Origin of the sequence: Caldimonas sp. KR1-144, from assembly GCF_049446155.1 — a bacterium.
Taxonomy (GTDB): Bacteria; Pseudomonadota; Gammaproteobacteria; order Burkholderiales; family Burkholderiaceae_C; genus Rivibacter.
On the sequence record NZ_JBMSEE010000011.1, the window covers coordinates 160,839 to 182,441 of the forward strand.

Below are 21,603 nucleotides of genomic sequence, written 5' to 3' on the forward strand. Positions count from 1 at the left end.
CCGCCACCCGACGCCGCCCCACCGCGAAGCGCTTACCGGCCGTCACAGTGCGCCGCCGGGCATGCCGGCGCGCGGGCGATATCCTCGCGGCGCCCCTGTCTCCCACCCGACCACCATGGCCCCTGCTTCGCCCCGTCTCGCCTGCATCGCCGCCCTGCTCGCCGCCGTCGCGGCCGCGCCTTGCATGGCCGAGAGCTTTGCTTCGTCCGCCTCCAGCGCCGGCTCGGCCTCGAGCGGCAGCGTCTCCGACTCGCTCGAAGGCTCGAGCGACAGCTCCTCGCCCGACCGCAAGGTCGCCGAGGGCGAGTACCGCGTCGCCGCGATCGCGCCGGTCGACGGCCGCCCGGGCGCCGTGCGCCTGACGCTGCAACCTACCGAGGCGCGCGCCGGCGCGGGCGAGTTCTTCCTGACGCTGCCGCAGCAGGCGCTCGGCCCGCAGGGCCTCGCGGAAGGCGCGATCGTCAGTGCGCGCCAGCGCCCCTACGGCCTGGAGTTCGCCCGCGCGCAAACGCGCGAGGCCTTCTTCCTCGTGCTGCACGACGACTGGCACCGCGAGCTCGATCCGCGCCCCGTGACGCTTTGATCGCCCACCTGGCGCGCGCCGCGCTGCTCGCGGCGGCGTTGCTCGCCAGCGCGGCGCCGGCCCAGGCGGCCAGCGCCGCGCTGCGCTTTTGCGACCGCGGGCCGTCGATGACGGCCACCGAGCAGGACCGCCTGCTGCGCTTCGCCGCGCTGGTGAAGGAGGAGCTCGACGGCGCCGGCGATGCCGTCGCGCTGGTCTCGCGCTCGGGCCTGAACCTGCAGCGCTTCGGCCTGCGCTACTCGCACGCCGGCATCGGCCTCAAGCCGGCCGGCGACGGCGCCGCCGGCTGGGCCGTGCGCCAGCTCTACTACGCCTGCAGCGAGGGCCGCCCGCGGCTGTACGACCAGGGCCTGGCCGGCTTCGTCTCCGGCACCGAGAACCCGGCCACCGGCTACATCTCGATCGTGCTGCTACCCAAGGCGCTGGCCGAGCCGCTGGCAGCGGCCGCGCGCGACAACGCGCTCGCCTTGAGCCTGCTGGCCGGGCGCTACAGCGCCAACGCCTTCCCGTTCAGCCTGCGCTACCAGAACTGCAACCAGTGGGTCATGGAGCTGATTGCCGCGGCATGGGGCCGCACCGGTGGCAGCGGCTTGCAGGCGCGCGAGCGCGCGCAGGCCTGGCTGCAGGCGCAGGACTACGACCCGGAGCCGGTGCGCGTGGACTCGCACCTGCTGATGTTCGCCTCCGCCTTCGTGCCGTGGGTGCACGCCGACGACCACCCCGAGGAGGACTGGTTCAAGCTCCAGGTGCGCACCAGCGTGCCGCGCGAGATCGAGGCCTTCGTGCGGCGTCGCGCGCCCGCGGCGCGGCGCGTCGAGCTGTGCCACGACGAGCGGCGGGTGGTGGTGCGCCACGGCTGGCAGCCGTTGGGCGACGGATGCGAGCCGCAGGCGGGCGACCGCGTCGTGCCGCTGGACTAGTAATCCATGACCACCCACTCCACCACTTGCGAGATCGCGGTGGCGAGCGCAATTCCGATGGCCCACTTCGCCAGCGAGCGTTCGGTCGTGGCGGCCGGGGGCCCGGCGGCGGGCTTGCTGGCCTGGGCATCGCCGCCTTGCCGGCCCTCGCCGACCATCGTGCGGTCGTAGTTCATCAGCCATTTCTCGATGGCGCGGCGCTTGCTCGCCGCCATCATGGGGTGGGCATCGAGATAGTCGCGCATCGAATGCGCGGCATGGCTTTGAGAGTGTCCGTACGCGGCGATCCACGCGTCGACGTCGGCCACCTTGCGGATGTCGGCGTCACGCAGCTTGGTCTTGTCCATTTTTCGCGTGGCAGAGAACGTCAGCATGGTCGTTGCGTCTTGCGCCTCTCGCAGCCCGGGAGCCGAGGCCGCTGTAGCCGTGCAGCAAACGGCGTTCCGAATCGGCAGCCCCCCGGCCGTTGGTCAGGGCAACCGGGATGAGCGGCAGCCGGGCGCGTGATGGGCACGTCTCTTGCCGCGACTGCGACCATGAGGGTCACCTGGACCGGCGCGCTTGCGAGGGCGCTGAATGAAGCTGCCTTTTCCCGCGCGCCGCTGCGGCGGCGGGATCCCCCGGCGAGCCGTGAGGCGCTGGGCGTGACGGCGCGCGAGGTCGCGCTCGAGGATCCCCAGGAAGTTGTCTGGGTCGAACAGTTCGCCGACGAGATGGTCGAGCTGGGCGCGCTGATCTCGCGCGATGCCCTGCGCTTCTACGGCCACCTTCTGATCTCCGCGAACCGCGGCCGCGCCCCGGCCAGCGTCGCGCGGGAGGCGATCGACACGCTCGTTCCCGAAGCGCGCAGGGATCCGCAGCTGTTCTAGCGGCTGTCACCGCCACGAGAGGACGCGCGGGGCCGCGGCGCCGCGAGCGGCGACAATGCGCGGCTGGCGCCTGGCTCCCCTGGAGGGGCGGCGCCGGCCCCCCGCTCGCAGCACCTCTCAGATCATGGCCACGATTCTTCAGCACCTGCCCACCGGCCAGAAGGTCGGCATCGCCTTCTCCGGCGGCCTGGACACCAGCGCCGCGCTGCACTGGATGAAGCTCAAGGGCGCCGTGCCCTATGCCTACACCGCCAACCTGGGCCAGCCCGACGAGCCCGACTACGACGAGATCCCGCGCAAGGCCATGCAGTACGGCGCCGAGAAGGCGCGCCTGATCGACTGCCGCGCCCAGCTCGTCGCCGAAGGCATCGCCGCGTTGCAGAGCGGCGCCTTCCACATCTCGACCGCCGGCGTCACCTACTTCAACACCACGCCGATCGGCCGCGCAGTGACCGGCACCATGCTGGTGGCCGCGATGAAGGAGGACGACGTCCACATCTGGGGCGACGGCAGCACCTTCAAGGGCAACGACATCGAGCGCTTCTACCGCTACGGCCTGCTGACCAACCCGTCGCTCAAGATCTACAAGCCCTGGCTGGACCAGCAGTTCATCGACGAGCTGGGCGGTCGCGCCGAGATGTCGGCCTTCATGACCAAGGCCGGCTTCGGCTACAAGATGTCCGCCGAGAAGGCCTACTCCACCGACTCCAACCTGCTCGGCGCGACGCACGAGGCCAAGGACCTGGAGCACCTGAACAGCGGCATCAAGATCGTCCAGCCCATCATGGGCGTGGCCTTCTGGCGCGACGAGGTGGAGGTCAAGCGCGAGGAAGTGACGGTGCGCTTCGAGGAAGGCCAGCCGGTCGCGCTCAACGGCAAGACCTTCGCCAACGCAGTCGAGCTGATGCTCGAGGCCAACCGCATCGGCGGTCGCCACGGCCTGGGCATGAGCGACCAGATCGAGAACCGCATCATCGAGGCCAAGAGCCGCGGCATCTACGAGGCCCCGGGCCTGGCGCTGCTGTTCATCGCCTACGAGCGGCTGGTGACCGGCATCCACAACGAGGACACGATCGAGCAGTACCGCGACAACGGCCGCAAGCTCGGCCGCCTGCTCTACCAGGGCCGCTGGTTCGACCCGCAGGCCATCATGCTGCGCGAGACCGCGCAGCGCTGGGTCGCGCGCGCGGTCACCGGCGAGGTGACGCTCGAGCTGCGCCGCGGCAACGACTACTCGATCCTCAACACCGTCTCGCCGAACCTGACCTACGCGCCCGAGCGCCTGAGCATGGAGAAGGTCGAGAACGCGCCGTTCTCGCCGGCCGACCGCATCGGCCAGCTGACGATGCGCAACCTCGACATCGTCGACACGCGCGACAAGCTCGGCATCTACGCGCGCAGCGGCCTGCTGACGCAGGGCGGCGGCGCGCCCCTGCCGCAGCTTGGCGAGCCCGACAAGGGCTAAGGCGGCCGCGAGGCACGTTCGGCCCATGCCCATCGTCGTCTACTGGCTCGAAACCGAAGGCCTCGCCGCTCACCGCGAGCTCGGCGACGAACAGCTCGGCGAAGCGCTCAAGCTCGCCGAGCAGCTGCGCCGCGAGGGCAAGCGCCATGTGAGCCTGTCGAGCGAACTCGCGGCCAGCATCGGCAAGGCCGGTGTCGACGCGGTCGAAGAAGGCCGCCTGCCCGGCGGCGAGGCCTACACCTTCCACAAGCGCCACCGCGGCCACCCCAAGCTGTCCGAGTGACGCCGCGAGCTGCGCTTTGCTCATAAGCATGCTCCGGCAAGGCCGATGGCGCGCTGGCACCATCGGCCTTTCGCCATCCACAAGGAGAACGCTGATGAGATCGCTCGCTTCACGCCTGCTGGCTGCGGCCGCGCTGGCGCTGCCGCTGCTGGCCGCGACGGCCCATGCCGCCGACCTGCTCGACGAGGTCAAGCAGCGCGGCACGCTGCGCATCGCCGTCGAGGGCACCTACCCGCCCTTCAACTACAAGGACGAGGCCGGCCGCCTGACCGGCTTCGACGTCGAGATCGCCGAGGCGATCGCCGGCAAGCTGGGCGTCAAGCCCGAGTTCACGACCACCGAGTGGAGCGGCATCCTCGCCGGCCTGCAGGCGGGCAAGTTCGACGTCATCGTCAACCAGGTCGCCGCGACCGACCAGCGCCGCCAGACCTTCGACTTCAGCGAACCCTATGTGGTCTCGAGCCCGCAGCTGGTGATCCGCGCCAACGAGACGCGCCCGCTGAAGACCCCGGCCGATCTCAAGGGCAAGAAGATCGGCGTCGGCCAGGGCACCAACTTTGCCGAGATCGCGCGCGGCATCGAGGGCGCCGAGGTCAAGGTCTACCCGGGCGCCCAGGAGTACCTGCAAGACCTCGCGTCCGGTCGCATCGACGCCGCGCTCAACGACAGCCTGCTGATCCCCTACCTCGCCTCAAAGACCAGGCTGCCGGTCAAGGCCGGCGCGCCGCTGGGCAAGCTGGAAAGCAACGCGATCCCGTTTCGCAAGGGCAGCCCCAAGTTCAAGCAGGCGATCGACAAGGCGCTCGCCGACCTGAAGGCCGACGGCAGCTACGCGAAGATCTCCAACAAGTACTTCGGCCGCGACGTCTCCAAGCCCCCGGTCGCGCAGTGACATTGGCCCCCACGCTCGCCGCGCTCACTGCCCCCCGAGGGGGCCCTCGGCCGCTTGGGAGCGGCCCGGCGCGGCCTCGAGCGCGGCGCCTGTGATCCACCGTGAGTCATCAGAAGAAGAAAGGCCAGCGCGATGGACCTGCAATCACTCTTCGCCCTGGCCGCGCCGGTGATGCTGCGCGCCACCGGCTACACGCTGCTGTTCGCCGCCGCGGCGATGGTGCTGGGCCTGGCGCTCGGCGCCTTCGTCGCGCTGCTGCGCGTGCTGCAGTGGCCGGTGCTCGCGCAGGCCGCCACGGTCTACGTCAGCGCGCTGCGCGGCACGCCGCTGCTGGTGCAGGTGTTCATCGTCTATTACGGCCTGCCGAGCGTGGGCATCGAGTTCTCGCCGATCACCGCCGGCATCCTCGCGCTCACGCTCAACGTCTCGGCCTATCTCTCGGAGAGCCTGCGCGGCGCGGTGCTGGGCATCGGCCAGAACCAGTGGCTGGCCGGCACCAGCCTCGGTCTCTCGCGCACGCAGACGCTGCGCTACGTCGTTGCGCCGCAGGCGCTGCGCAGCGCGGTGCCGAGCATGTCGAACAGCCTGATCAGCCTGATCAAGGACACCTCGCTCGTCAGCGTGATCGCGGTCACCGAGCTGATGCTCGCGACCAAGGAGCTGATCTCGACGACCTTCCAGCCCTTTCCGCTCTACATCGCGGCGGCCGGCATCTACTGGGTGCTGAGCCTCGCGTTCGAGCAGGTGCAAAGGCTGCTGGAGCGCCGGCTCGCGTTCCCGCATTGAGCGCCATCTACAACGCCTTGGCCAGAAGGGCCAGGCCGAGCATCACGAACACCGCGTAGAGCGCGCGCTGGAAGGTCGCAGCGCGCAGCAGCCCGCGCAGCGATGCGCCGGCGCCGAGTCCTGCAAAGGCCGCCGCCACCGCGACCGCGTGCAGCGGCCATGCCTCGGTGGCCAAGCCGCTTCCCAGGCCTTCGAGACGCACGGCCAGCGCCAGGCTCGCCAGCGTGAAGCTCAGGCCGAGCGCCTGCACGAGCGCGTCACGCTCCAGCTTCATCGACTGCAGGAAGGGCACGAGCGGCATCACGAACACGCCGGTGGCCGCCGTCAGCAGCCCGGACAGTGCGCCGGCACCGGCTGCGATCCAGCGTTCGCGCCGACCTGGCCGCGGCAGGGCGGGCTTCACCAGACCCCACAGGCCATAGGCCGCGAGCACCGCGCCAAGCAGGCCCGCGGCGAACGAGCGCGATGCGCCCAGGCCGGGCACCGGCGCGAACGCCGCGACGATGCCCATCGCCAGCCACAGCGGCCACAGACGCCGCGCCAGGACTCGCGCATGCGGCCCGACACACTGCGCAAGATTCGTCAGGAGCGAAGGCAGCAGCATCAGCGCGGCGGCCTGCGCCGGCGCCATCGACCAGCCCAGCAGCGCCATGGACAGCGTCGGCAGGCCCAGACCGGTGACGCCCTTCACCGCGCCCGCCAAGGCGAAAACGAAGGCCACGAAGCTCAGCGAGATGTTCTCCATGCAGGCATCGTGAGCCGCGGCGGCGCGCCGGTCCATCGCATTCACGCCCAGCTATCCTTCCGCAATAGCGAAGGATGAAGCCATGAGCAGACTCGCCACCAGCGCCGGCTACCGCATCGACCCGTTCGACCTGCGGCTCTTCGTGGCCATCGTGGAAGGCGGCTCGATCACCGCCGGCGCGCAGCGCATCCATCTCTCGCTGGCCGCGGCGAGCACGCGGCTGCAAGGCCTCGAGCATGCGATCGGTGCACCGCTGCTGCGCCGCGCCAAGCAAGGCGTCACGCTGACCGATGCCGGGCGCACGCTGCTGCGCCACGCCGGGCGGCTGCAGCGCGAGCTCGAGGCGCTGCATGCCGCGATGGCGGCCCACGCCCACGGCGTGCGCAGCACGGTGCGCGTGCTGTGCAACACGGCGGCGATGTCCGAGCACCTGCCGCGAGCGATCGGGCGCTTCCTCGCCGCGCATGCCGACGTCGACGTCGAGCTGCGCGAGCTCGACAGCCAGGACGTGCTGCTCGCGCTGCGCCAGGAGCAGGCCGACATCGGCATCGTCGCCGACTACGTCGGCACGGAAGGCCTGCACGCGCGCGTCTGGCGCGAAGACCCGCTGGTGGCCGTGCTGCCGCGCAGCTTGCGTGGCATCGCACGCCGCGGGCTGCGCTTCGTTGACCTGATCGAGCGGCCCTTCGTCGGCCTCGCGGCCGAGAGCGGGCTGAGCCGCTTCCTGCAGCGCCAGGCGCTGCAGCACGGGCGCGGCCTGCACCACCGCGTGCGCGTGGGCAGCGTCGACGCGGTGATCGCGCTGGTCGGCGATGGGGTCGGCATCGGCGTGGTGCCGGCCGTCGCCGCGCGCCGCCTCGCCGACGGGCGAGTGACCGCTGTGCCGTTGGCCGACGACTGGGCGCAGCGGCGGCTGCTGTTGTGCAGCGCCGCCGGCGAGCGCATGGGCCGCGCCGGCGCGCTGTTGCTGGACCACCTCGCGAACGAGGCGGCGTGAGGCCGTGCTACTCGGGAATGCGCAGCAGCTGCCCCGGATAGATCTTGTCCGGGTGCTTGAGCATCGGCTGATTGGCCTCGAAGATCTTCATGTAGGCATTGGCGTTGCCGTACATCTTCTTGGCAATGGCCGACAGCGTGTCGCCTTTCTCGACCAGGTGGAAGCGCGACTCGGGCGCGGCCTGTGCGACGGCGAGCAGATCGTTGACCTTGGCGACGCCTTGCACGTTGCCGCAGCACAGCACGATCTTCTCCTTCGTGGCCTGGTCGGGCGCGGTGCCGCTGACGGTGACGGTCTGCGTCGCGCCGTCGTACTCGACCTTCAAGCCCTCGGCGGCGAGGTTCTGGGTGTCGATGTACTTGCGGATCGCGGCACCCGCGGCAGCGTTGAGCTCGGCGAGCCGGGCCTGCGCGGCAGCCGGATCGGGCGCCTGCGCGGCGGCCTCGGTCTCCTTGGCGCCAAACAGCTTTTCGCCGGCTTCCTTGAAGAAACTGATGATGCCCATCGTGCGACTCTCCCTGGCTGTGCCTCGCGGGTGAGCGAAGCGGTTGTGCGGGGTCTGACCGGCCGAACTTAGCAGGTCGCGCGCGCGGCCGCTACCGCGACCTCGGTCGGGGCCTCTCAGTCGCCGCCGCAGCCACCGCCGTCGCCGCCACCATCACCGCCTGCGTCGCCCGCGCCGGACTCGCCGCCGAAGCCGCCGGCATCGCCCGCGACGCCGCCGTCCGAGAAATCGCCGCCGCAGTAGACGCCCAGCGCCGCGGCACCGGCGATCGCCTTGCAGTCGGGCACGTAGCGAAAGCCGCCCGCAATCGCGAGCTCGGCATCGAGCGCGAACAGCAGCGGCAGTGCCGTTGGCCGCCGCGGGTCGATGCCGTCGAAGCGGCAGCACCAGTACCAGGTGCGGCGCAGGGCGTCGTTGCGCCTGGCGTCGCCTGACAAGCTCTCGGCCGGACGGTGGTGCAAGAAGCGCCCGAGCGCGCGGGCGCAAAACGCGGCGTAGGCGCGCGTGTCGAGGATGAAGGCGTGCCACAGCGCGTCGACCGCCTGCGAGGGCATCGCCGCGAGCCCGCGAGCGCGCAGGTGGACGCGAAAGAACTGCCGCAGCCCCGCCTCGACACGGCGGCGTTGGTGGGCATCGAGCTGCGGATAGGCTTTGGCGAGCGCGCGGTCCAGGTGCGAGGGCAGCGGCGCTTGTTCGATGTGCCGTTCGCGCGTGCGCCGCTGCAGCTGCGCGACGATCGCCCAGCCGAGCGTGGAGGCCACGGTGATGGCCATCGCCGCGCCGATCGCACCGCTCTTGAAGCCGCGCCACCACGCCGCGGCCAGCACCAAAAGCAAAAGGCCGCGCATCAGCGCGGCCAGGCTCGGGACCGGCAAGCCGGTCGGACTCGGGTTCCACTTCGGTGTCATCGTTCTCGTTTGCTTCTTCTTGTTGTCGTGCTTCTTCTTTTACTAGCGATCGCACTGTGCCGCGGCACGGTGACAGCGCGATGACACCGGCGCATCAGGCGTCGTACTTCAGGTACTTGAAGCGGGGGTCGTCGTTCGGCGTGCCCTGCAGCACCGCGCCCTCTTCCTTGCCAGGCTGCCACATCAGCACTTCCTCGATCTTGCTCGCGAGCGCGAAGTCCTTGTCGGTCACGCCCTTGGCCTCGTGGTTCATCAGCTTGACGATCACGAAGGCATAGCTGACCGTGAGGTCCGGGTGGTGCCAGGCCGCCTCGGCGAGGTGGCCGACGGTGTTCACCACCATCAGCGTCGCCTTCCAGCCGCTGGTCTTGTACTTGCGGCGGATCCAGCCGTCCTCGAAGTACCACTGCGGCAACTCTTCCTTCAGCCTCGCCTCGATCTCCTCGGGCGTGTAGGCGGTGTTGGAACTCGGTTTGCGCCACTTCGTCATCGCGGTCTCCCCATTTGCCAGAAACGGCCTGTGCATCGTGCCGCGTTCAGGTAGCAACGACGATCGGAAGGTCACTGCGCCAGCCGCCGTCGACGCGCTCGAAGCGCCGCGTCAGCGCCGCGCGGTCGGCCGCGTCGCGCAGGCTGCGCCACAGGCCGTCGCGTGCGTTGCCGGGGTCGCCCTCGACGTAGAGCTGCGTCGTCAGCAGCGCACGAGCGCCCAGGCGCAGCTTGACGTGGATGTGCGGCGTGCGCCCGGCGTAGGCCACCGGGCGGATGGTCCGAAACGCATAGCGGCCGTCGGCGTCGACCGTCACGCGGCCGAAGCCCTGGAAGTCGGGATCGGCGCGACCGCCGTCGCCGGGATGGTGGTAGCGGCCGTCGGCATCGCACTGCCAGATCTCGACCTGCGCGCCGGAAAGCGGCCTGCCGTCGAGATCGGTCACGCGGCCGCTGAGCGCGAGCGGCTCGCCGCGGCGGTAACGGCGCTCGCCTTGCGCGAGGAGGTCGGCATCGGTGTCGGCGGGCAGCTGAACGGGATAGAACGGCCCCTCGGTCTGCGCCGGCGTCGGGCGCAGCGTCTGCGGCGCCTGGGCGCGCGCGCCGGTCCACATGGCCGGCATCGCCAGGCTCGCGGCCGCGATCGATGCACCGCGCAACAGGAGTTGGCGGCGGACCTTCATCGCAGTCGCTCGAGAGCGCATCGCGCTACCCACTACACCCAGCGGACGCGGTGGATCCGGCTTTGCCGGTCCACTCGCGGCGCCTCCTTGAGGGGGCAGCGCCGAAGGCGCTTCGGGGGTGGTTCATATCACCACCGGTTCCGGCTCGAGCCGGATGCCGAAGCGGCCGTAAACGCTTTCCTGAATCGCGCGGGCCAGCGTGACGACCTCGCCGCCGGTGGCCGAGCCGCGGTTGACCAGCACCAGGGCCTGCTTCTCGTAGACGCCGGCGCCGCCGATCGACTTGCCCTTCCAGCCGCAGGCGTCGATCAGCCAGCCGGCCGCGAGCTTGAAGCTGCCGTCGGGCATCGCGTAGTGCACCAGGTGCGGATCGCGGGCGATGATGTCGCGGCACTGCGCCTCGCTGACGACCGGGTTCTTGAAAAAGCTGCCGGCATTGCCGATCACCGCCGGATCGGGCAGCTTGGCGCGCCGGATCGCGATCACCCAGTCGGCGATCTCCATCGGCGTCGGCGTGTGGTTGCCGGTTTCGTCCATGCGGCGCTGCAGGTCGAGGTAGCCCAGCGTCGGCAGCCAGGGCAGCGGCAGGCGCAGGCGCACGCGCGTGATCACGCTCTTGCCGGCCAGGCCGCCATCGCTCGCGGGCTGCTTGAAGACGCTGTCGCGGTAGCCGAAGTGGCACTGCGGCGCCGACAGCGTGACGGTGCGGCCGGTGACGAGGTCGACGGCGTCGAGCGAGTCGAAGCGGTCCTTCAGCTCGAGGCCGTAGGCGCCGATGTTCTGCACCGGCGCGGCACCCACGGTACCGGGGATCAGCGCCATGTTTTCCAGGCCGCCGAAGCCGTGCGACAAGGTCCACATCACCGCGTCGTGCCAGCTCTCGCCGGCGCCGAACTCGACGATCACCGCATCCGTTCGCACCTCGACGATGCGCTTGCCCGGCACCTCGACCTTGAGCACGAGCGACTGCACATCGCGCGTGAACACGAGGTTGCTGCCGCCGCCGAGCACGAACTTCGGCGCGCGGCCGAATTCGGGGTGGGCCAGCAGGCGCCGCACGTCGGCGTCGCTCCTGATGCGCACCAGCGATTTCGCCACCGCCGGCAAGCCGAAGGTGTTGAACGTGCGCAGGCTCACGCCCGACTCGACCGCGATCGGTTCGCGCGGCGCGGCGGGGGCGTGGCTGACGGCAGACATGGCAGAATTTTCGCCGATCCACCGCCGCCTGAGTGTTTCTGCCATGCCCAGCTTCGACACCGTGCTCGAACCCAACCTGGTCGAGGTCCGCAACGCGGTCGATCAGGCCGCCAAGGAGATCGGCACGCGCTTCGATTTCAAGGGCACGTCGGCCGCGGTCGAGCTCAAGGACAAGGACATCACGCTGTTCGGCGACAGCGACTTCCAGCTCGAGCAGGTCAAGGACGTGCTGATGGCCAAGCTGACCAAGCGCGGCGTCGATGCGCGCTTTCTCGACACGAGCGCCAAGGTCGAGAAGATCGGCGGCGACAAGGTCAAGCAGCTCATCAAGGTCAAGGCCGGCATCGACACCGACAGCGCGAAGAAGATCGTGCGCGTCGTCAAGGACAGCAAGCTCAAGGTCACGGCCGCGATCCAGGGCGACACGGTGCGCGTCACCGGCGCCAAGCGCGACGTGCTGCAAGAGGCGATCGCGCTGATCCGCAAGGACGTGGCGGATCTGCCGCTGACCTTCAACAATTTCCGCGACTGATGTCGGCCCCCACGCTCGCTTGGCTCGCTGCCCCCCAAGGTGGCTGGCCGGCCCTGGGGCGGCCCGGCGGCCGGCCGGCGTGGCAGCTTGCGTTGTTCGTCCTGGCGCTCTCGTTGCCGGCCGCGGCCCAGGTGCCGCCGGCCGTCGCGGCCTCGGCGGTGCGCCCGGTGATCGCGCTGCGCGTGGCCCTGGTCGGCACGATGGGCCAGCAGGCCGTGCTGGTGATCGACGGCGGCGCGCCGCGCGGCCTCAAGGCCGGTGAAAGCCTGCGCGGCGTGCGCCTGGTGAGCGTGGGCGCAAGCGACGCGGTGATCGAGGTCGAGGGCCAGCGCCACACGCTGGTGATGGGCGCCGCCCCGCAGGACCTGGCCGGTATCAACCGCGCTGCGGCCGCCGGCGGCGGCCCACGCCAGATCGTGCTGCAAGGCGACGCGCGAGGCCACTTCACGACGCCCGGCTCGATCAACGGCCGCGGCGTGCAGTTCCTGGTCGACACCGGGGCCACCGTCATCGCGATCGGCAAGTCCGAGGCCGACCGCCTGGGCCTGCCCTACCAGCAAGGACAGCGCGTGGGCCTGCGCACCGCCAACGGCGAGGCCGTCGGCTGGCGCGTGTCGCTGACCTCGGTGCGCATCGGCGAGGTGGAGATCTACAACGTCGACGCGGTGGTGCAGCCGGCCGAGATGCCCTTCATCCTGCTGGGCAACAGCTTCCTCACGCGCTTCCAGATGAAGCGCGAGAACGACACGCTGACGCTGGATCGGCGGTTCTAGCCTCCGGCTGCCCGCAAGGGCCTGCAAGCGCTCGCCGAGCGCTGCGGCAATCGCACGGGTCCCGCCCGCTGTCACCCTGGCGACCCCCACAAATCGAACGACCGTGCTAAAAGGCGAGCTGACGCGCCGGCCCTTCGACACTTGAGAGCACCGGGCGCGCAAGGAGACACGCATGGACCTGAACTTCACGCCCGAACAGCAGGCGTTTCGCGAAGAGATCCGCGCCTGGGTGCGCGCCAACCTTCCGGCCGACATCAGCCACAAGGTGCACAACGCGCTGCGGCTGAACAAGGACGATATGCAGCGCTGGGCCCGCATCCTCGGCAAGAAGGGCTGGCACGGCTGGGCTTGGCCCAAGCAGTTCGGCGGCCCGGGCTGGGACGCGATCCAGCGCCACCTGTTCGAAGAGGAATGCGCCCTCGCCGGCGCGCCGCGCGTCGTGCCCTTCGGCCCGGTGATGGTCGCGCCGGTGATCATGGCCTTCGGCACGCCCGAACAGCAAAAGCGCTTCCTGCCCGGGATCATGAGCGGCGACGTCTGGTGGAGCCAGGGCTACTCGGAACCCGGTTCGGGCTCCGACCTCGCCAGCCTGAAGACGCGCGCCGAACGCAAGGGCGACTACTACGTCGTCAACGGCCAGAAGACCTGGACCACGCTCGGCCAGTACGGCGACTGGATCTTCTGCCTCGTGCGCACCAGCACCGAAGGCAAGCCGCAGACCGGCATCTCCTTCCTGCTGATCGACATGAAGTCGCCCGGCATCACGGTGCGCCCGATCATCACGCTCGACGGCGAGCACGAGGTCAACGAGGTCTGGTTCGACAACGTCGAAGTCCCGGCCGACCAGCTGATCGGCGAGGAGAACAAGGGCTGGACCTATGCCAAGTACCTGCTGGCCCACGAGCGCACCAACATCGCCGACGTCAACCGCGCCAAGCGCGAGCTCGAGCGGCTCAAGCGCATCGCGCGTGCCGAAGGCGTCTACGAGGACGCCCGCTTTCGCGACCAGATCGCCCTGCTCGAGGTCGACATCGTCGCGCTCGAGATGATGGTCCTGCGCGTGCTGAGCGCCGAGCAAAGCGGCAAGCAAAGCCTCGACGTCGCGGGCCTGCTGAAGATCCGCGGCAGCGAGATCCAGCAGCGCTACACCGAGCTGATGATGCTGGCCGCCGGCCCCTACAGCCTGCCCTTCCTCTTCGAGGCGATGGAAGCCGGCTGGCAGGGCGATCACGTCGGCGCTGCGCATGTCGCGCCGCTGGCGTCGAACTACTTCAACGTTCGCAAAACCACGATCTACGGCGGCTCGAACGAAGTGCAGCGCAACATCGTTGCCCAAACCGTTCTCGGCTGAGCAGGAGACAGACATGGACTTCGACTACACCGACGAACAGGAACAGCTGCGCGACGCGGTGCGCCGCTGGGTCGACAAGGGCTACGGCTTCGAGCGCCGCCAGCAGATCGTCAAGAAGCAAGGCGGCTTCTCGGCCGAGGCCTGGACCGAGATGGCCGAGCTCGGCCTGATGGGCCTGGCCGTGAGCGACGCGCACGGCGGCATGGGCTTCGGCCCGGTCGAGGCGATGGTCGTGATGGAGGAGCTGGGTCGCGGCCTGGTGCTCGAGCCCTATGCGCCGGTCGCGCTGGTGGCGGCGTCGATCCTCGCGCACTCGAAGGCGCCGCAGGCCGCCGAGCGCCTGGCCGCGATCGCCGACGGCAGCCAGCGCATCGTGCTGGCCCACCAGGAGCGCGCGGCGCGCTATCGCCTGAACCACGTGACGACGACCGCCAGCTCGGCCAGCGGCTCGTGGACGATCAGCGGCGCCAAGAGCGTGGTGCCGACCGGCGCGCATGCGCATGCCTTCATCGTGCCGGCGCGCGTCGAGGGTGCGGTCGACGATGCCTCGGGCATCGCGCTGTTCCTGGTCGACCGCGCGGCCGCCGGCGTCAAGCTGCGCGGCTATCCGACGCAAGACGGCGCGTGCGCGGCCGAGCTTTCGCTTGCCGACACGCCGGCCGTCCAGCTGCTGCCGGCCGGCGAGGCCTTCGGCGTGCTCGAGCTCGCGGCCGACGTGGCGATCGCCGCGCTGTGCGCGGAGGCGGTCGGCGCGATGGACAAGCTGCTCGGCATCACTGCGGAGTACCTCAACACGCGCAAGCAGTTCGGCGTGCCGATCGCCAGCTTCCAGGCGCTGCGCCACCGCATGTCGGACATGAAGATGCAACTCGAGCTCGCGCGCTCGATGAGCTACTTCGCGACGCTCAAGCTCGCGGCACCCGCCGCCGAGCGCCGCCGCGCGCTGTCGCAGGCCAAGGTGCAGCTCGGCCAGTCGATGCGTTTCGTCGGCCAGCAGTCGATCCAGCTGCACGGCGGCATCGGCGTCACTGAGGAATACAGCGCCGGCCACTACTTCAAGCGGCTCACCGTGATCGAGATGAGCTTCGGCGACACGCTGCACCACCTCGGCGAGGTGAGCGCGCGCATGCATGACACGGCCGGCGTGTTTGCCTGAGCCCCTACGCTTCAGTCCTTCTCACGGCCGCCTTCGGGCGGCCGTTTTCATCTCAGCTTTCCACCCAGCAGTTCTGCTCCCGGCGCACGTCGTTGTGGACCCAGTACTCGTAGCCGCTGCGCAGATCGAACCTGCCGCTCAGGCGGCCTGCGGTCGCGAGCCTGAAACCCGTGCCCAGTGCCTGGGCACAGGCAGCATCGGCCGCGCCGCGGGTCGCGAGCTGGCTGCCGGAAACGCTGTCGAAGGTCGGCCGCACCTCCAGGTAGGAGCCACCGCCCTCGTTCGCCAACCTCGCACAGGCCAGCGGTCGCTGCGTCACGCAGCTTTGCGGCTTGACGCATTGAAAGCCGCAGTCATTGACGTCCTGCGGCGTCTGGGGCACCGCCAGCACGCTGCCGATCGGTGCCCCCGCCGCCAGCGACGAGCCCGAGGCCGCTTCGATGGGCGCGAGCTTGGCAAGCACCTCGGCATTGGCGGCCAGCTGCGCCGGTACATCGGCCACCGATTTCAGGATCTCGCCGCGGCAAAAGCGCCTCACGTGCGACGGTGAGGTGTTGCTGACGCAGTCGTAGAACAGGCTCGACGGGCCGCGCACGATGGGCACATAGTGCAGCTGCACCTCGCGGCCATCGACCTTGGCGTCCAGCGTCACGAGCAAGCTGCTGTCGGCATTGAGCACCCAGGCCTTCACGCCGCTCCTGGCCGGCACCGGCGGCAACGTGATGTCGCCGGCGACGGCGGGCTGGCGGTGCCTCAGGTAATGCTTCTGCAAGGGCTGGATCAGCACCGCCGCTTCGCTGCCGGCCCACTCGTGATAGCGCTCCAGGTTGACGCGCGCCTTCTCGGATCCCAGGCCCGAGACGCTGAAGTAGACCAGCAGCGGCAACATCAGGATCAAAAGCAGTCCCCAGCCGGGCAAGCGACTCATGTCTTCACTGTCCTTGTTCGAGGTTCAGGCGCCGCCGTCGTGGGCCGGATCAGCCACTAGACTGCGCCGATGCACTGGTCCCAGGTACTTTATTCGCAGGGTTTCGGCACACGCCGCGAATGCGAGGCACTGCTGTTGGGCGGCCGCGTCAGCCATCAGGGCACGGTCGTCGAAGACCCCGAGTCCGAGATCGACACGGCGGGCCTCGTGTTTGAAGTCGAGGGCCGCGCGTGGCCGTTTCGCGAACGCGCCATCGTGCTGCTGCACAAACCCACCGGCTACGAGTGCTCGCAGAAGCCCTCGACCTGGCCGAGCGTGATGACGCTGCTGCCCTCGCCCTTGCGGCTGCGCGGTGGCAAGAAAGGCGGCGCCACCGCCGGCGTGCAGCCGGTCGGCCGGCTCGATGCCGACACCACCGGCTTGCTGCTGCTCACCGACGACGGCGCGCTGCTGCACCGCCTCACTTCGCCGAAGCACCACGTGCCCAAGGTCTACGAGGCGACCACCAAGCATGCGATCGACGACGCGCAGATCGCGCGCCTGCTGCAAGGCGTGGTGCTCGACGACGACCCCAAGCCGGTGCGCGCCGCGGCCGCCGAGGCCACCGGCACGCACACGCTGCGCCTGACGCTGACCGAGGGCAAGTACCACCAGGTCAAGCGCATGGTCGCGGCGATGGGCAACCGCTGCGAGGCGCTGCACCGCAGCGCCTTCGGCGCGCTGACCCTGGGCGACCTGGCGCCGGGGCAGTGGCGCTGGGTCGACGAAGCGGAGCTTCGCGCGCCGGCCTGAGGCCGTCCGTCAGGGCGCCGGCATGTTGGCCATCGCCTGCTTCATCTCCTCGATGCTGACGTCGCGCACATGGTGCGCGATCGACCAGCGGTGGCCGAACGGATCCTCGACCTGGCCGTAGCGGTCGCCCCAGAACATGTCGGCGGCCGGCATCGTGAGCTTGGCGCCGGCGGCGACGGCCTTGGCGATCGCGGCGTCGGCATCGTCGACCATCAGGTGCAGCGTGACCGGCGTGCCCTTGAGCGTCTTCGGGCCCAGGCTGCCCCAGTCGGGCATCTCCTCGGCCAGCATGAAGGTCGAGTTGCCGATGCGCATCATGCCGTGCGCGAGCCGGCCGTCCGGCCCGTCGAGGCGCATCTCCTGCACCGCGCCGAAGGCCTGGGCGTAGAACTCCATCGCCTCGCCGGCGCCGGCGCAGACGATGTGCGGCGTGAGGGTCGACAGGCGGGCAGGGTCGTACTTTCCTGGCTGGGACATGGTCTCGCTCCTGGTTCAAGCGGTTGAAGGGGCGAAGGCGCGATCGGCGCGCTTCGACCCCATGACGATCGAGCCGTCGCCGGATCGACAGGTCGGCGGGCAAATCGTGAGCCCGACGACCACGCCAGCGCATTCATCGCTTCGCCCCAGCAGCCGCCGCGGATCCGGCTTGGCCGGTCCGCTGGCGGCGCCCCTCGAGGGGGAGGCGCCGAAGGCGCTTCGGGGGTGGACGCTCACCGCGAGCGGCCGTCGAAGGCCGTCACCGGGATCGTGGCGAGGTCCACGTCTTCCAGGCAGCGAAGGTTGATCGCCGCGGTGGCCTGCCCCTTGGGGTCGGTGCCCTCGCCGTAGGGGTGCATGCCGCACACCGGGCAGAAGCGATGCTTGATGACGTGCTTGTTGAAGGTGTAGGTGCTCGCGTTCTCGTCCGGGGTGAGCAAGCGCAGCGCGTCGCGCGGCACGAACCACATCAGCGCACCCTTGCGTTGGCAGATCGAGCAGTTGCAGGACATGGCGCCCTGGATCTCGCCCTCCACTTCGAATGCGATGCGGCCGCAGTGGCAGCTGCCGTGGTAGGTCATGGCTGTCTCCTGTCGATGTCACCATGGAGCCCGCGCCGGGGACTTTCCCTAGCTCGGGCCGATGCGGAGATTCTGGCGCACGCCCGTGCGGCACCATCGCGCGCCATCACGTTCAACCCGGTCGGGGAGACACGCCGATGCAAGGCGACATCGTTTCGGGCCTGCTGCTGCCGCTCGCGCTGGCCTTCATCATGTTCTCGCTCGGGCTCGGCCTGACGCCAGCGGATTTCGCGCGCATCGTGAAGCAGCCGCGCGCGCTGCTGGTGGGCGTTGCATGCCACTTCGTGCTGCTGCCGCTGGTGTGCTTCGCGATGCTCAAGGCGGCCGGGCTGCCGGCGGCGTTCGCGGTCGGCTTCATGATCCTCGCGGCCTGCCCGAGCGGCACGACCTCGAACCTGCTGACCTACATCGCGCGCGGGGACGTCGCGCTGGCGCTGAGCTTCACCGCGGTGGCCAGCGTCGTCACGATCTTCACGCTGCCGCTGATCGTGGTGTTCTCGCTCGAGCACTTCGCCGGCAGCGCGCAGGCCGTCTCGGCGCCGGTGGGGCAGATGATGGGCCAGATCCTGCTGATGCTCGGCCTGCCGGTGGGCATCGGCATGCTCGTGCGCGCGCGGCGCACGACCTGGGCGCTGCGCTTCGAGCCGCTGGCCACGCGCATCGCGACCTTGCTGTTCGTGCTCATCGTGCTGGCGGCGGTGGCCAAGAACTGGGCGCTGCTGCGCGAACACTTCGCAACGCTGGCGCCGTTCGCGCTGGCGTTGAACCTCTCGATGCTGACGGCCGGATTCGCCGCGGCGCGACTCGTGCGGCTGTCGCGGCCGCAGGCCGTGACATTGGGCATCGAGACGGCCGTCCAGAACGCCACGCTGGCCCTGGTGGTCGCAAGCTCGGTGCTGAAGCAAGACGCGATGGCGATCCCCGGCGCGGTCTACGGCGTGCTGATGTACGCCGGCGGCCTGGCCTTCGCCTACGGCATGCGGCGCTTCGCCGGCCCGGCCGCCATCGCTACGGCACCGGCCGAAGCAGCTTGACGAGCTCCAGCGGCTCTCGCCCGACGGACCAGCGGCGCAGCTCGCCGAAGCCGCAGGTAGCGTAGAGCGCGAGCGCTGGCGCGTTCTTCGCGCCGGTCTGCACCGTCAGCACGCCGTGGCCGTGCTCGGCCAGCAGCTGCGCCATCAGCGCACGGGCGATGCCGCGGCGCTGGAACGGCGGCGCGACGACGAGCGAGGCGATCGTCAGGCCCAGCCCTTCGGGGTCGGGCTCGATGCCGATCGCGCCGGCAAGCTCGTCGCCGACGAACGCGGCCGTGAAGCGCTCGTGGCCGTCGGCGATGTCTTCGACGCTGCGTTCGAGCGGCGGGAACCAGACCGCGCCGAGCAGCCTCGCCTCCTGCGCATAGGCGCTCATCTGCACCGCGTGCAGGCGGCGCGCCATGGCCTGCTGCGTGTGGTCGACCGCGACGATGTCCACGCCCAGGAGCGTCATGCCTCGATGAGCCCCCAGCGCAGCGCCACCAGCGTAATCTCGCTCTGGTTGCTCGCACCGAGCTTTTGCTTGATGTGGTACAGGTGCGTGCCCACCGTGCTCGGCGAGAGCTTCAGGTTCTCGGCGATCTGCGCAACGCTCGCGCCGCGCGCCAGCTGGATGAAGACCGAGAACTCGCGCTCCGACAGCGCCTCGGTCGGGCTGGTCTCGCCCTCGATCTGCGCCAGCGCCAGCACCTGCGCGGTCTGCGCGTCGACGTAGCGTTCGCCGCGCGCGACCGCCGCCACCGCCGCCAGCAGCGCCTCGGGCGCGCTGCGCTTGGCCAGGTAGCCGAGCGCACCGGCCTTGAGCACGCGCTGCGGATGCGCCGTGTCCTCGTGCGCCGACAGCGCCAGCACGCGCGCCTTCGGGTCCTGCGCAAGCAGGCGCCGCACCGCTTCGAGCCCGCCCATGCCGGGCATCGAGAGATCCATCACCACCACGTCGGGCTTGTGTTTCGCGTAGGCCTGCAAGGCCTCCTCGCCGCTGCCCGCCTCGGCGACGACCTCGACCTCGCCCTTGGCGCCCAGCAGCATGCGAAAACCCATGCGCACCACGGCGTGGTCGTCCACCAGCATCACGCGCGTCATGCGCTCACTCCTTGTACGGCTTCGTCGGCATGCAGCGGCACGTGCACCTCGAGGCGCGTGCCGCCCGGCCCGCGCGGCTCGAGCGTGAAGCGGCCCTGCAAGGCCTGCAGGCGTTCGCCGAGCCAGCGCAGGCCGTAGTGGCCGCTGCGCTGCTGCCAATCGGGCGCGAGGCCGGCGCCGTCGTCGTCGACCTGCAGCGTCACGCCCTTGGCATCGCCGCGCAGCGCCACGCGCACGTTGGCGGCGCCGCCATGCCGCAGCGCGTTGGTCAGGCCTTCCTGCGCCGCGCGGTACAGCGCCAGCGCGGCATCGGACGACAGCTGCGCCTCGCCCGGCTCGATCTGCAGCTCCAGCCGCAGGCCGGGTTGGCTACGTCGCGTGCGCTCGGCGAGGTCGCGCAGCGCGTCGGGCAGGCCGAAGCGGTCGAGCACCAGCGGCGCCAACCGCGGGATCAGGCCGTGCATCGCGTCGTACAGCCGCAGGGATTCGTCGGCGATCACGCGCGCGGCCTGGGCCGAGTCGGCGTCGCGCTCGCCGACGCGCTCGGCGATCGACAGCGCCATGCTGCGGATCGCGGTGACCGACTGGCCGAACTCGTCGTGCAGCTCGCGCGCGATCATGCGGCGCTCCTGCTCGATGTGGTGGTCGATCCAGCGGCCGAGCTCGCGGTTGTCGGACAGCTGCTGCTCGGCGCGCAGCGCGCGGCGCTCGGCCTCGAACTGGTCGCGCAAGCGGGCCACCATGCGGTTGAAGGCCGCGCCGATCGCACGGGCCTCGCGGCCCGGCAGCGGCGGCAGCGCGACGTCGAGCTTGCCGCTCTCGACCGCGCCGAGGCCGTCGATGATGCGCGCGAACGGCCGCACGGTGCGCCCGACGACCCAGAACACGATCGCGTTCACCGCGAGCAACAACGCGACACCCCAGCCGAGCAGGCTGACGCTGTAATCCCAGGCGTCGATCGCCGCGCGCGAGGGATCGGAGCGCACCACCAGACGGCCGTCCGGGAACTCGATCGACTGCTCTGTCGGCGGCGGCAGCACGAGCTGCGCGAACCATTGCGGCGCGTCGCGCCCGGTCTTGTAGGGCGAGGGCGGCGAGCGGTAGAGCTCGGCGCCTTGCGCGTCGAGCAGCACGATGTCGTTCGAGCGCACGCGCCCCACGCCCTGCAGGAAGGCCAGCATCGCCGGCGTGCCCTGGGCCGCCTGCAGCCAGGCGGTGCGTCGCAGCAGCTGGGCGGCCACGCGGTTGGCGGCGATCACCTCCTCGTGCACGCCTTCGCGCAGGCTGCGCAGCTGCAGGCCCAGCACGCCGGCGACGAACAGCGTGACCAGCACGCCGACGATGAGGTGGATCTTGAGTCTCAGGCTCATGGTTGGCACCCTTGGCGCTCCGCGCGCTGCCTCCGAGAGGGCATTCGCCCTTCGGGGCGGCCGAGCGGGGCTCATGGTTAACCCATGGTATCGGCAGCCCACGGCACGCGAATCATGAAAATCATGAGGACGCTTTCATGACCGGGGCGCTGTGCGCGAGGGCGCGCCGGGCGCACGATGGGCCATGAGTTGCCGGAGATCGGC

Annotated in this window: 27 protein-coding genes; 14 read left to right on the forward strand and 13 right to left on the reverse strand. The window is 70.3% G+C overall.

Going from position 1 to position 21,603, the window contains the following annotated elements:
* Positions 1 to 115 precede the first annotated feature (115 nt).
* The gene (locus ACO2TI_RS21870; RefSeq protein WP_423287418.1) at positions 116 to 583 is read left to right on the forward strand and encodes a hypothetical protein; all 468 of its coding nucleotides are present in this window, start codon (positions 116 to 118) and stop codon (positions 581 to 583) included.
* Positions 580 to 1,503 carry a DUF2145 domain-containing protein gene (locus tag ACO2TI_RS21875; protein WP_423287420.1) on the forward strand — a complete coding sequence of 308 codons (924 nt, stop codon included), beginning with the start codon at positions 580 to 582 and terminating at the stop codon, positions 1,501 to 1,503. The genes ACO2TI_RS21870 and ACO2TI_RS21875 overlap by 4 nt, the downstream gene beginning before the upstream one ends.
* Here the strand turns inward: ACO2TI_RS21875 and ACO2TI_RS21880 are convergent.
* Positions 1,500 to 1,850, reverse strand: coding sequence for a hypothetical protein (locus ACO2TI_RS21880; protein WP_423287422.1), 351 nt, complete (start codon positions 1,848 to 1,850; stop codon positions 1,500 to 1,502). The two genes, ACO2TI_RS21875 and ACO2TI_RS21880, sit on opposite strands and share 4 nt — an antisense overlap.
* A 189-nt stretch (positions 1,851 to 2,039) precedes the next feature.
* Between ACO2TI_RS21880 and ACO2TI_RS21885 the strand changes: the two genes are divergently transcribed.
* From ACO2TI_RS21885 to ACO2TI_RS21905, 5 genes are all read left to right on the forward strand, one after another.
* Positions 2,040 to 2,372: a hypothetical protein gene (locus tag ACO2TI_RS21885; protein ID WP_423287424.1), complete on the forward strand. Its 333-nt coding sequence runs from the start codon at positions 2,040 to 2,042 to the stop codon at positions 2,370 to 2,372.
* A gap of 124 nt (positions 2,373 to 2,496) precedes the next feature.
* Positions 2,497 to 3,837: an argininosuccinate synthase gene (argG, locus tag ACO2TI_RS21890; protein ID WP_423287426.1), complete on the forward strand. Its 1,341-nt coding sequence runs from the start codon at positions 2,497 to 2,499 to the stop codon at positions 3,835 to 3,837.
* A 25-nt stretch (positions 3,838 to 3,862) separates the two neighbouring features.
* A complete protein-coding gene (locus ACO2TI_RS21895) occupies positions 3,863 to 4,120 on the forward strand; it encodes a hypothetical protein (RefSeq protein ID WP_423287428.1) in 258 nt (85 codons plus the stop codon).
* A gap of 91 nt (positions 4,121 to 4,211) precedes the next feature.
* Positions 4,212 to 5,012, forward strand: coding sequence for a transporter substrate-binding domain-containing protein (locus ACO2TI_RS21900; RefSeq protein ID WP_423287506.1), 801 nt, complete (start codon positions 4,212 to 4,214; stop codon positions 5,010 to 5,012).
* A 132-nt stretch (positions 5,013 to 5,144) separates the two neighbouring features.
* The gene (locus ACO2TI_RS21905; protein ID WP_423287430.1) at positions 5,145 to 5,798 is read left to right on the forward strand and encodes an amino acid ABC transporter permease; all 654 of its coding nucleotides are present in this window, start codon (positions 5,145 to 5,147) and stop codon (positions 5,796 to 5,798) included.
* Between the two features lie 7 nt (positions 5,799 to 5,805).
* On the opposite strand, the gene ACO2TI_RS21910 is transcribed toward ACO2TI_RS21905, so the two are convergent.
* Positions 5,806 to 6,579, reverse strand: coding sequence for a sulfite exporter TauE/SafE family protein (locus ACO2TI_RS21910; RefSeq protein WP_423287508.1), 774 nt, complete (start codon positions 6,577 to 6,579; stop codon positions 5,806 to 5,808).
* A 46-nt stretch (positions 6,580 to 6,625) separates the two neighbouring features.
* On the opposite strand from ACO2TI_RS21910, the gene ACO2TI_RS21915 reads away from it, so the two are divergent.
* On the forward strand, positions 6,626 to 7,540 hold the full coding sequence (locus tag ACO2TI_RS21915; RefSeq protein WP_423287432.1) for a LysR substrate-binding domain-containing protein: 915 nt from the start codon (positions 6,626 to 6,628) through the stop codon (positions 7,538 to 7,540).
* Positions 7,541 to 7,547: 7 nt separating this feature from the next.
* On the opposite strand, the gene lysM is transcribed toward ACO2TI_RS21915, so the two are convergent.
* From lysM to murB, 5 genes are all read right to left on the reverse strand, one after another.
* The gene (gene lysM, locus ACO2TI_RS21920) at positions 7,548 to 8,045 is read right to left on the reverse strand and encodes a peptidoglycan-binding protein LysM (protein ID WP_423287434.1); all 498 of its coding nucleotides are present in this window, start codon (positions 8,043 to 8,045) and stop codon (positions 7,548 to 7,550) included.
* Positions 8,046 to 8,161: 116 nt separating this feature from the next.
* On the reverse strand, positions 8,162 to 8,953 hold the full coding sequence (locus ACO2TI_RS21925) for a glycine-rich domain-containing protein (protein WP_423287436.1): 792 nt from the start codon (positions 8,951 to 8,953) through the stop codon (positions 8,162 to 8,164).
* Between the two features lie 94 nt (positions 8,954 to 9,047).
* On the reverse strand, positions 9,048 to 9,443 hold the full coding sequence (locus ACO2TI_RS21930; RefSeq protein WP_423287438.1) for a 4a-hydroxytetrahydrobiopterin dehydratase: 396 nt from the start codon (positions 9,441 to 9,443) through the stop codon (positions 9,048 to 9,050).
* A 46-nt stretch (positions 9,444 to 9,489) separates the two neighbouring features.
* Positions 9,490 to 10,125, reverse strand: coding sequence for an intradiol ring-cleavage dioxygenase (locus tag ACO2TI_RS21935; RefSeq protein ID WP_423287440.1), 636 nt, complete (start codon positions 10,123 to 10,125; stop codon positions 9,490 to 9,492).
* Positions 10,126 to 10,248: 123 nt separating this feature from the next.
* Complete coding sequence (murB, locus tag ACO2TI_RS21940; protein WP_423287510.1) at positions 10,249 to 11,280, reverse strand: UDP-N-acetylmuramate dehydrogenase; 1,032 nt, start codon at positions 11,278 to 11,280, stop codon at positions 10,249 to 10,251.
* Between the two features lie 85 nt (positions 11,281 to 11,365).
* Here murB and ACO2TI_RS21945 point away from each other — a divergent pair, with 85 nt between their 5' ends.
* The 4 genes from ACO2TI_RS21945 (at position 11,366) to ACO2TI_RS21960 (ending at position 15,134) form a co-directional block, all read left to right on the forward strand.
* Positions 11,366 to 11,854 carry a YajQ family cyclic di-GMP-binding protein gene (locus ACO2TI_RS21945; protein WP_423287442.1) on the forward strand — a complete coding sequence of 163 codons (489 nt, stop codon included), beginning with the start codon at positions 11,366 to 11,368 and terminating at the stop codon, positions 11,852 to 11,854.
* Complete coding sequence (locus ACO2TI_RS21950) at positions 11,854 to 12,627, forward strand: retropepsin-like aspartic protease family protein (protein ID WP_423287444.1); 774 nt, start codon at positions 11,854 to 11,856, stop codon at positions 12,625 to 12,627. Before ACO2TI_RS21945 ends, ACO2TI_RS21950 begins: the two co-directional genes overlap by 1 nt.
* A 172-nt stretch (positions 12,628 to 12,799) precedes the next feature.
* The gene (locus ACO2TI_RS21955; protein WP_423287446.1) at positions 12,800 to 13,978 is read left to right on the forward strand and encodes an acyl-CoA dehydrogenase family protein; all 1,179 of its coding nucleotides are present in this window, start codon (positions 12,800 to 12,802) and stop codon (positions 13,976 to 13,978) included.
* A 13-nt stretch (positions 13,979 to 13,991) separates the two neighbouring features.
* A complete protein-coding gene (locus ACO2TI_RS21960; protein ID WP_423287448.1) occupies positions 13,992 to 15,134 on the forward strand; it encodes an acyl-CoA dehydrogenase family protein in 1,143 nt (380 codons plus the stop codon).
* A 52-nt stretch (positions 15,135 to 15,186) separates the two neighbouring features.
* On the opposite strand, the gene ACO2TI_RS21965 is transcribed toward ACO2TI_RS21960, so the two are convergent.
* Entirely contained in the window at positions 15,187 to 16,062 is an 876-nt protein-coding gene (locus tag ACO2TI_RS21965; protein ID WP_423287450.1) for a hypothetical protein, read from the reverse strand.
* Between the two features lie 69 nt (positions 16,063 to 16,131).
* On the opposite strand from ACO2TI_RS21965, the gene ACO2TI_RS21970 reads away from it, so the two are divergent.
* Positions 16,132 to 16,854, forward strand: a complete 723-nt coding sequence (locus tag ACO2TI_RS21970; protein WP_423287452.1) for a pseudouridine synthase — start codon at positions 16,132 to 16,134, stop codon at positions 16,852 to 16,854.
* Positions 16,855 to 16,863: 9 nt separating this feature from the next.
* Here the strand turns inward: ACO2TI_RS21970 and ACO2TI_RS21975 are convergent, their stop codons facing one another.
* Together ACO2TI_RS21975 and ACO2TI_RS21980 are read right to left on the reverse strand one after the other, a co-directional pair.
* Positions 16,864 to 17,331: a VOC family protein gene (locus ACO2TI_RS21975; RefSeq protein WP_423287454.1), complete on the reverse strand. Its 468-nt coding sequence runs from the start codon at positions 17,329 to 17,331 to the stop codon at positions 16,864 to 16,866.
* A 233-nt stretch (positions 17,332 to 17,564) separates the two neighbouring features.
* A complete protein-coding gene (locus tag ACO2TI_RS21980) occupies positions 17,565 to 17,912 on the reverse strand; it encodes a GFA family protein (RefSeq protein ID WP_423287456.1) in 348 nt (115 codons plus the stop codon).
* A 137-nt stretch (positions 17,913 to 18,049) separates the two neighbouring features.
* Here ACO2TI_RS21980 and ACO2TI_RS21985 point away from each other — a divergent pair, with 137 nt between their 5' ends.
* Positions 18,050 to 18,946 (forward strand): bile acid:sodium symporter family protein, encoded by an 897-nt coding sequence (locus tag ACO2TI_RS21985; protein ID WP_423287458.1) that lies wholly within the window; start codon positions 18,050 to 18,052, stop codon positions 18,944 to 18,946.
* On the opposite strand, the gene ACO2TI_RS21990 is transcribed toward ACO2TI_RS21985, so the two are convergent.
* Genes ACO2TI_RS21990 through ACO2TI_RS22000 form a run of 3 tightly spaced genes read right to left on the reverse strand, consistent with a single transcriptional unit; the run spans position 18,921 to position 21,399 of the window.
* Entirely contained in the window at positions 18,921 to 19,400 is a 480-nt protein-coding gene (locus tag ACO2TI_RS21990) for a GNAT family N-acetyltransferase (protein ID WP_423287460.1), read from the reverse strand. The genes ACO2TI_RS21985 and ACO2TI_RS21990 overlap by 26 nt on opposite strands.
* The gene (locus ACO2TI_RS21995; RefSeq protein WP_423287462.1) at positions 19,397 to 20,029 is read right to left on the reverse strand and encodes a response regulator; all 633 of its coding nucleotides are present in this window, start codon (positions 20,027 to 20,029) and stop codon (positions 19,397 to 19,399) included. Before ACO2TI_RS21995 ends, ACO2TI_RS21990 begins: the two co-directional genes overlap by 4 nt.
* Positions 20,026 to 21,399, reverse strand: a complete 1,374-nt coding sequence (locus ACO2TI_RS22000; protein WP_423287464.1) for an ATP-binding protein — start codon at positions 21,397 to 21,399, stop codon at positions 20,026 to 20,028. The genes ACO2TI_RS21995 and ACO2TI_RS22000 overlap by 4 nt, the downstream gene beginning before the upstream one ends.
* Between the last annotated feature and the right edge of the window lie 204 nt (positions 21,400 to 21,603).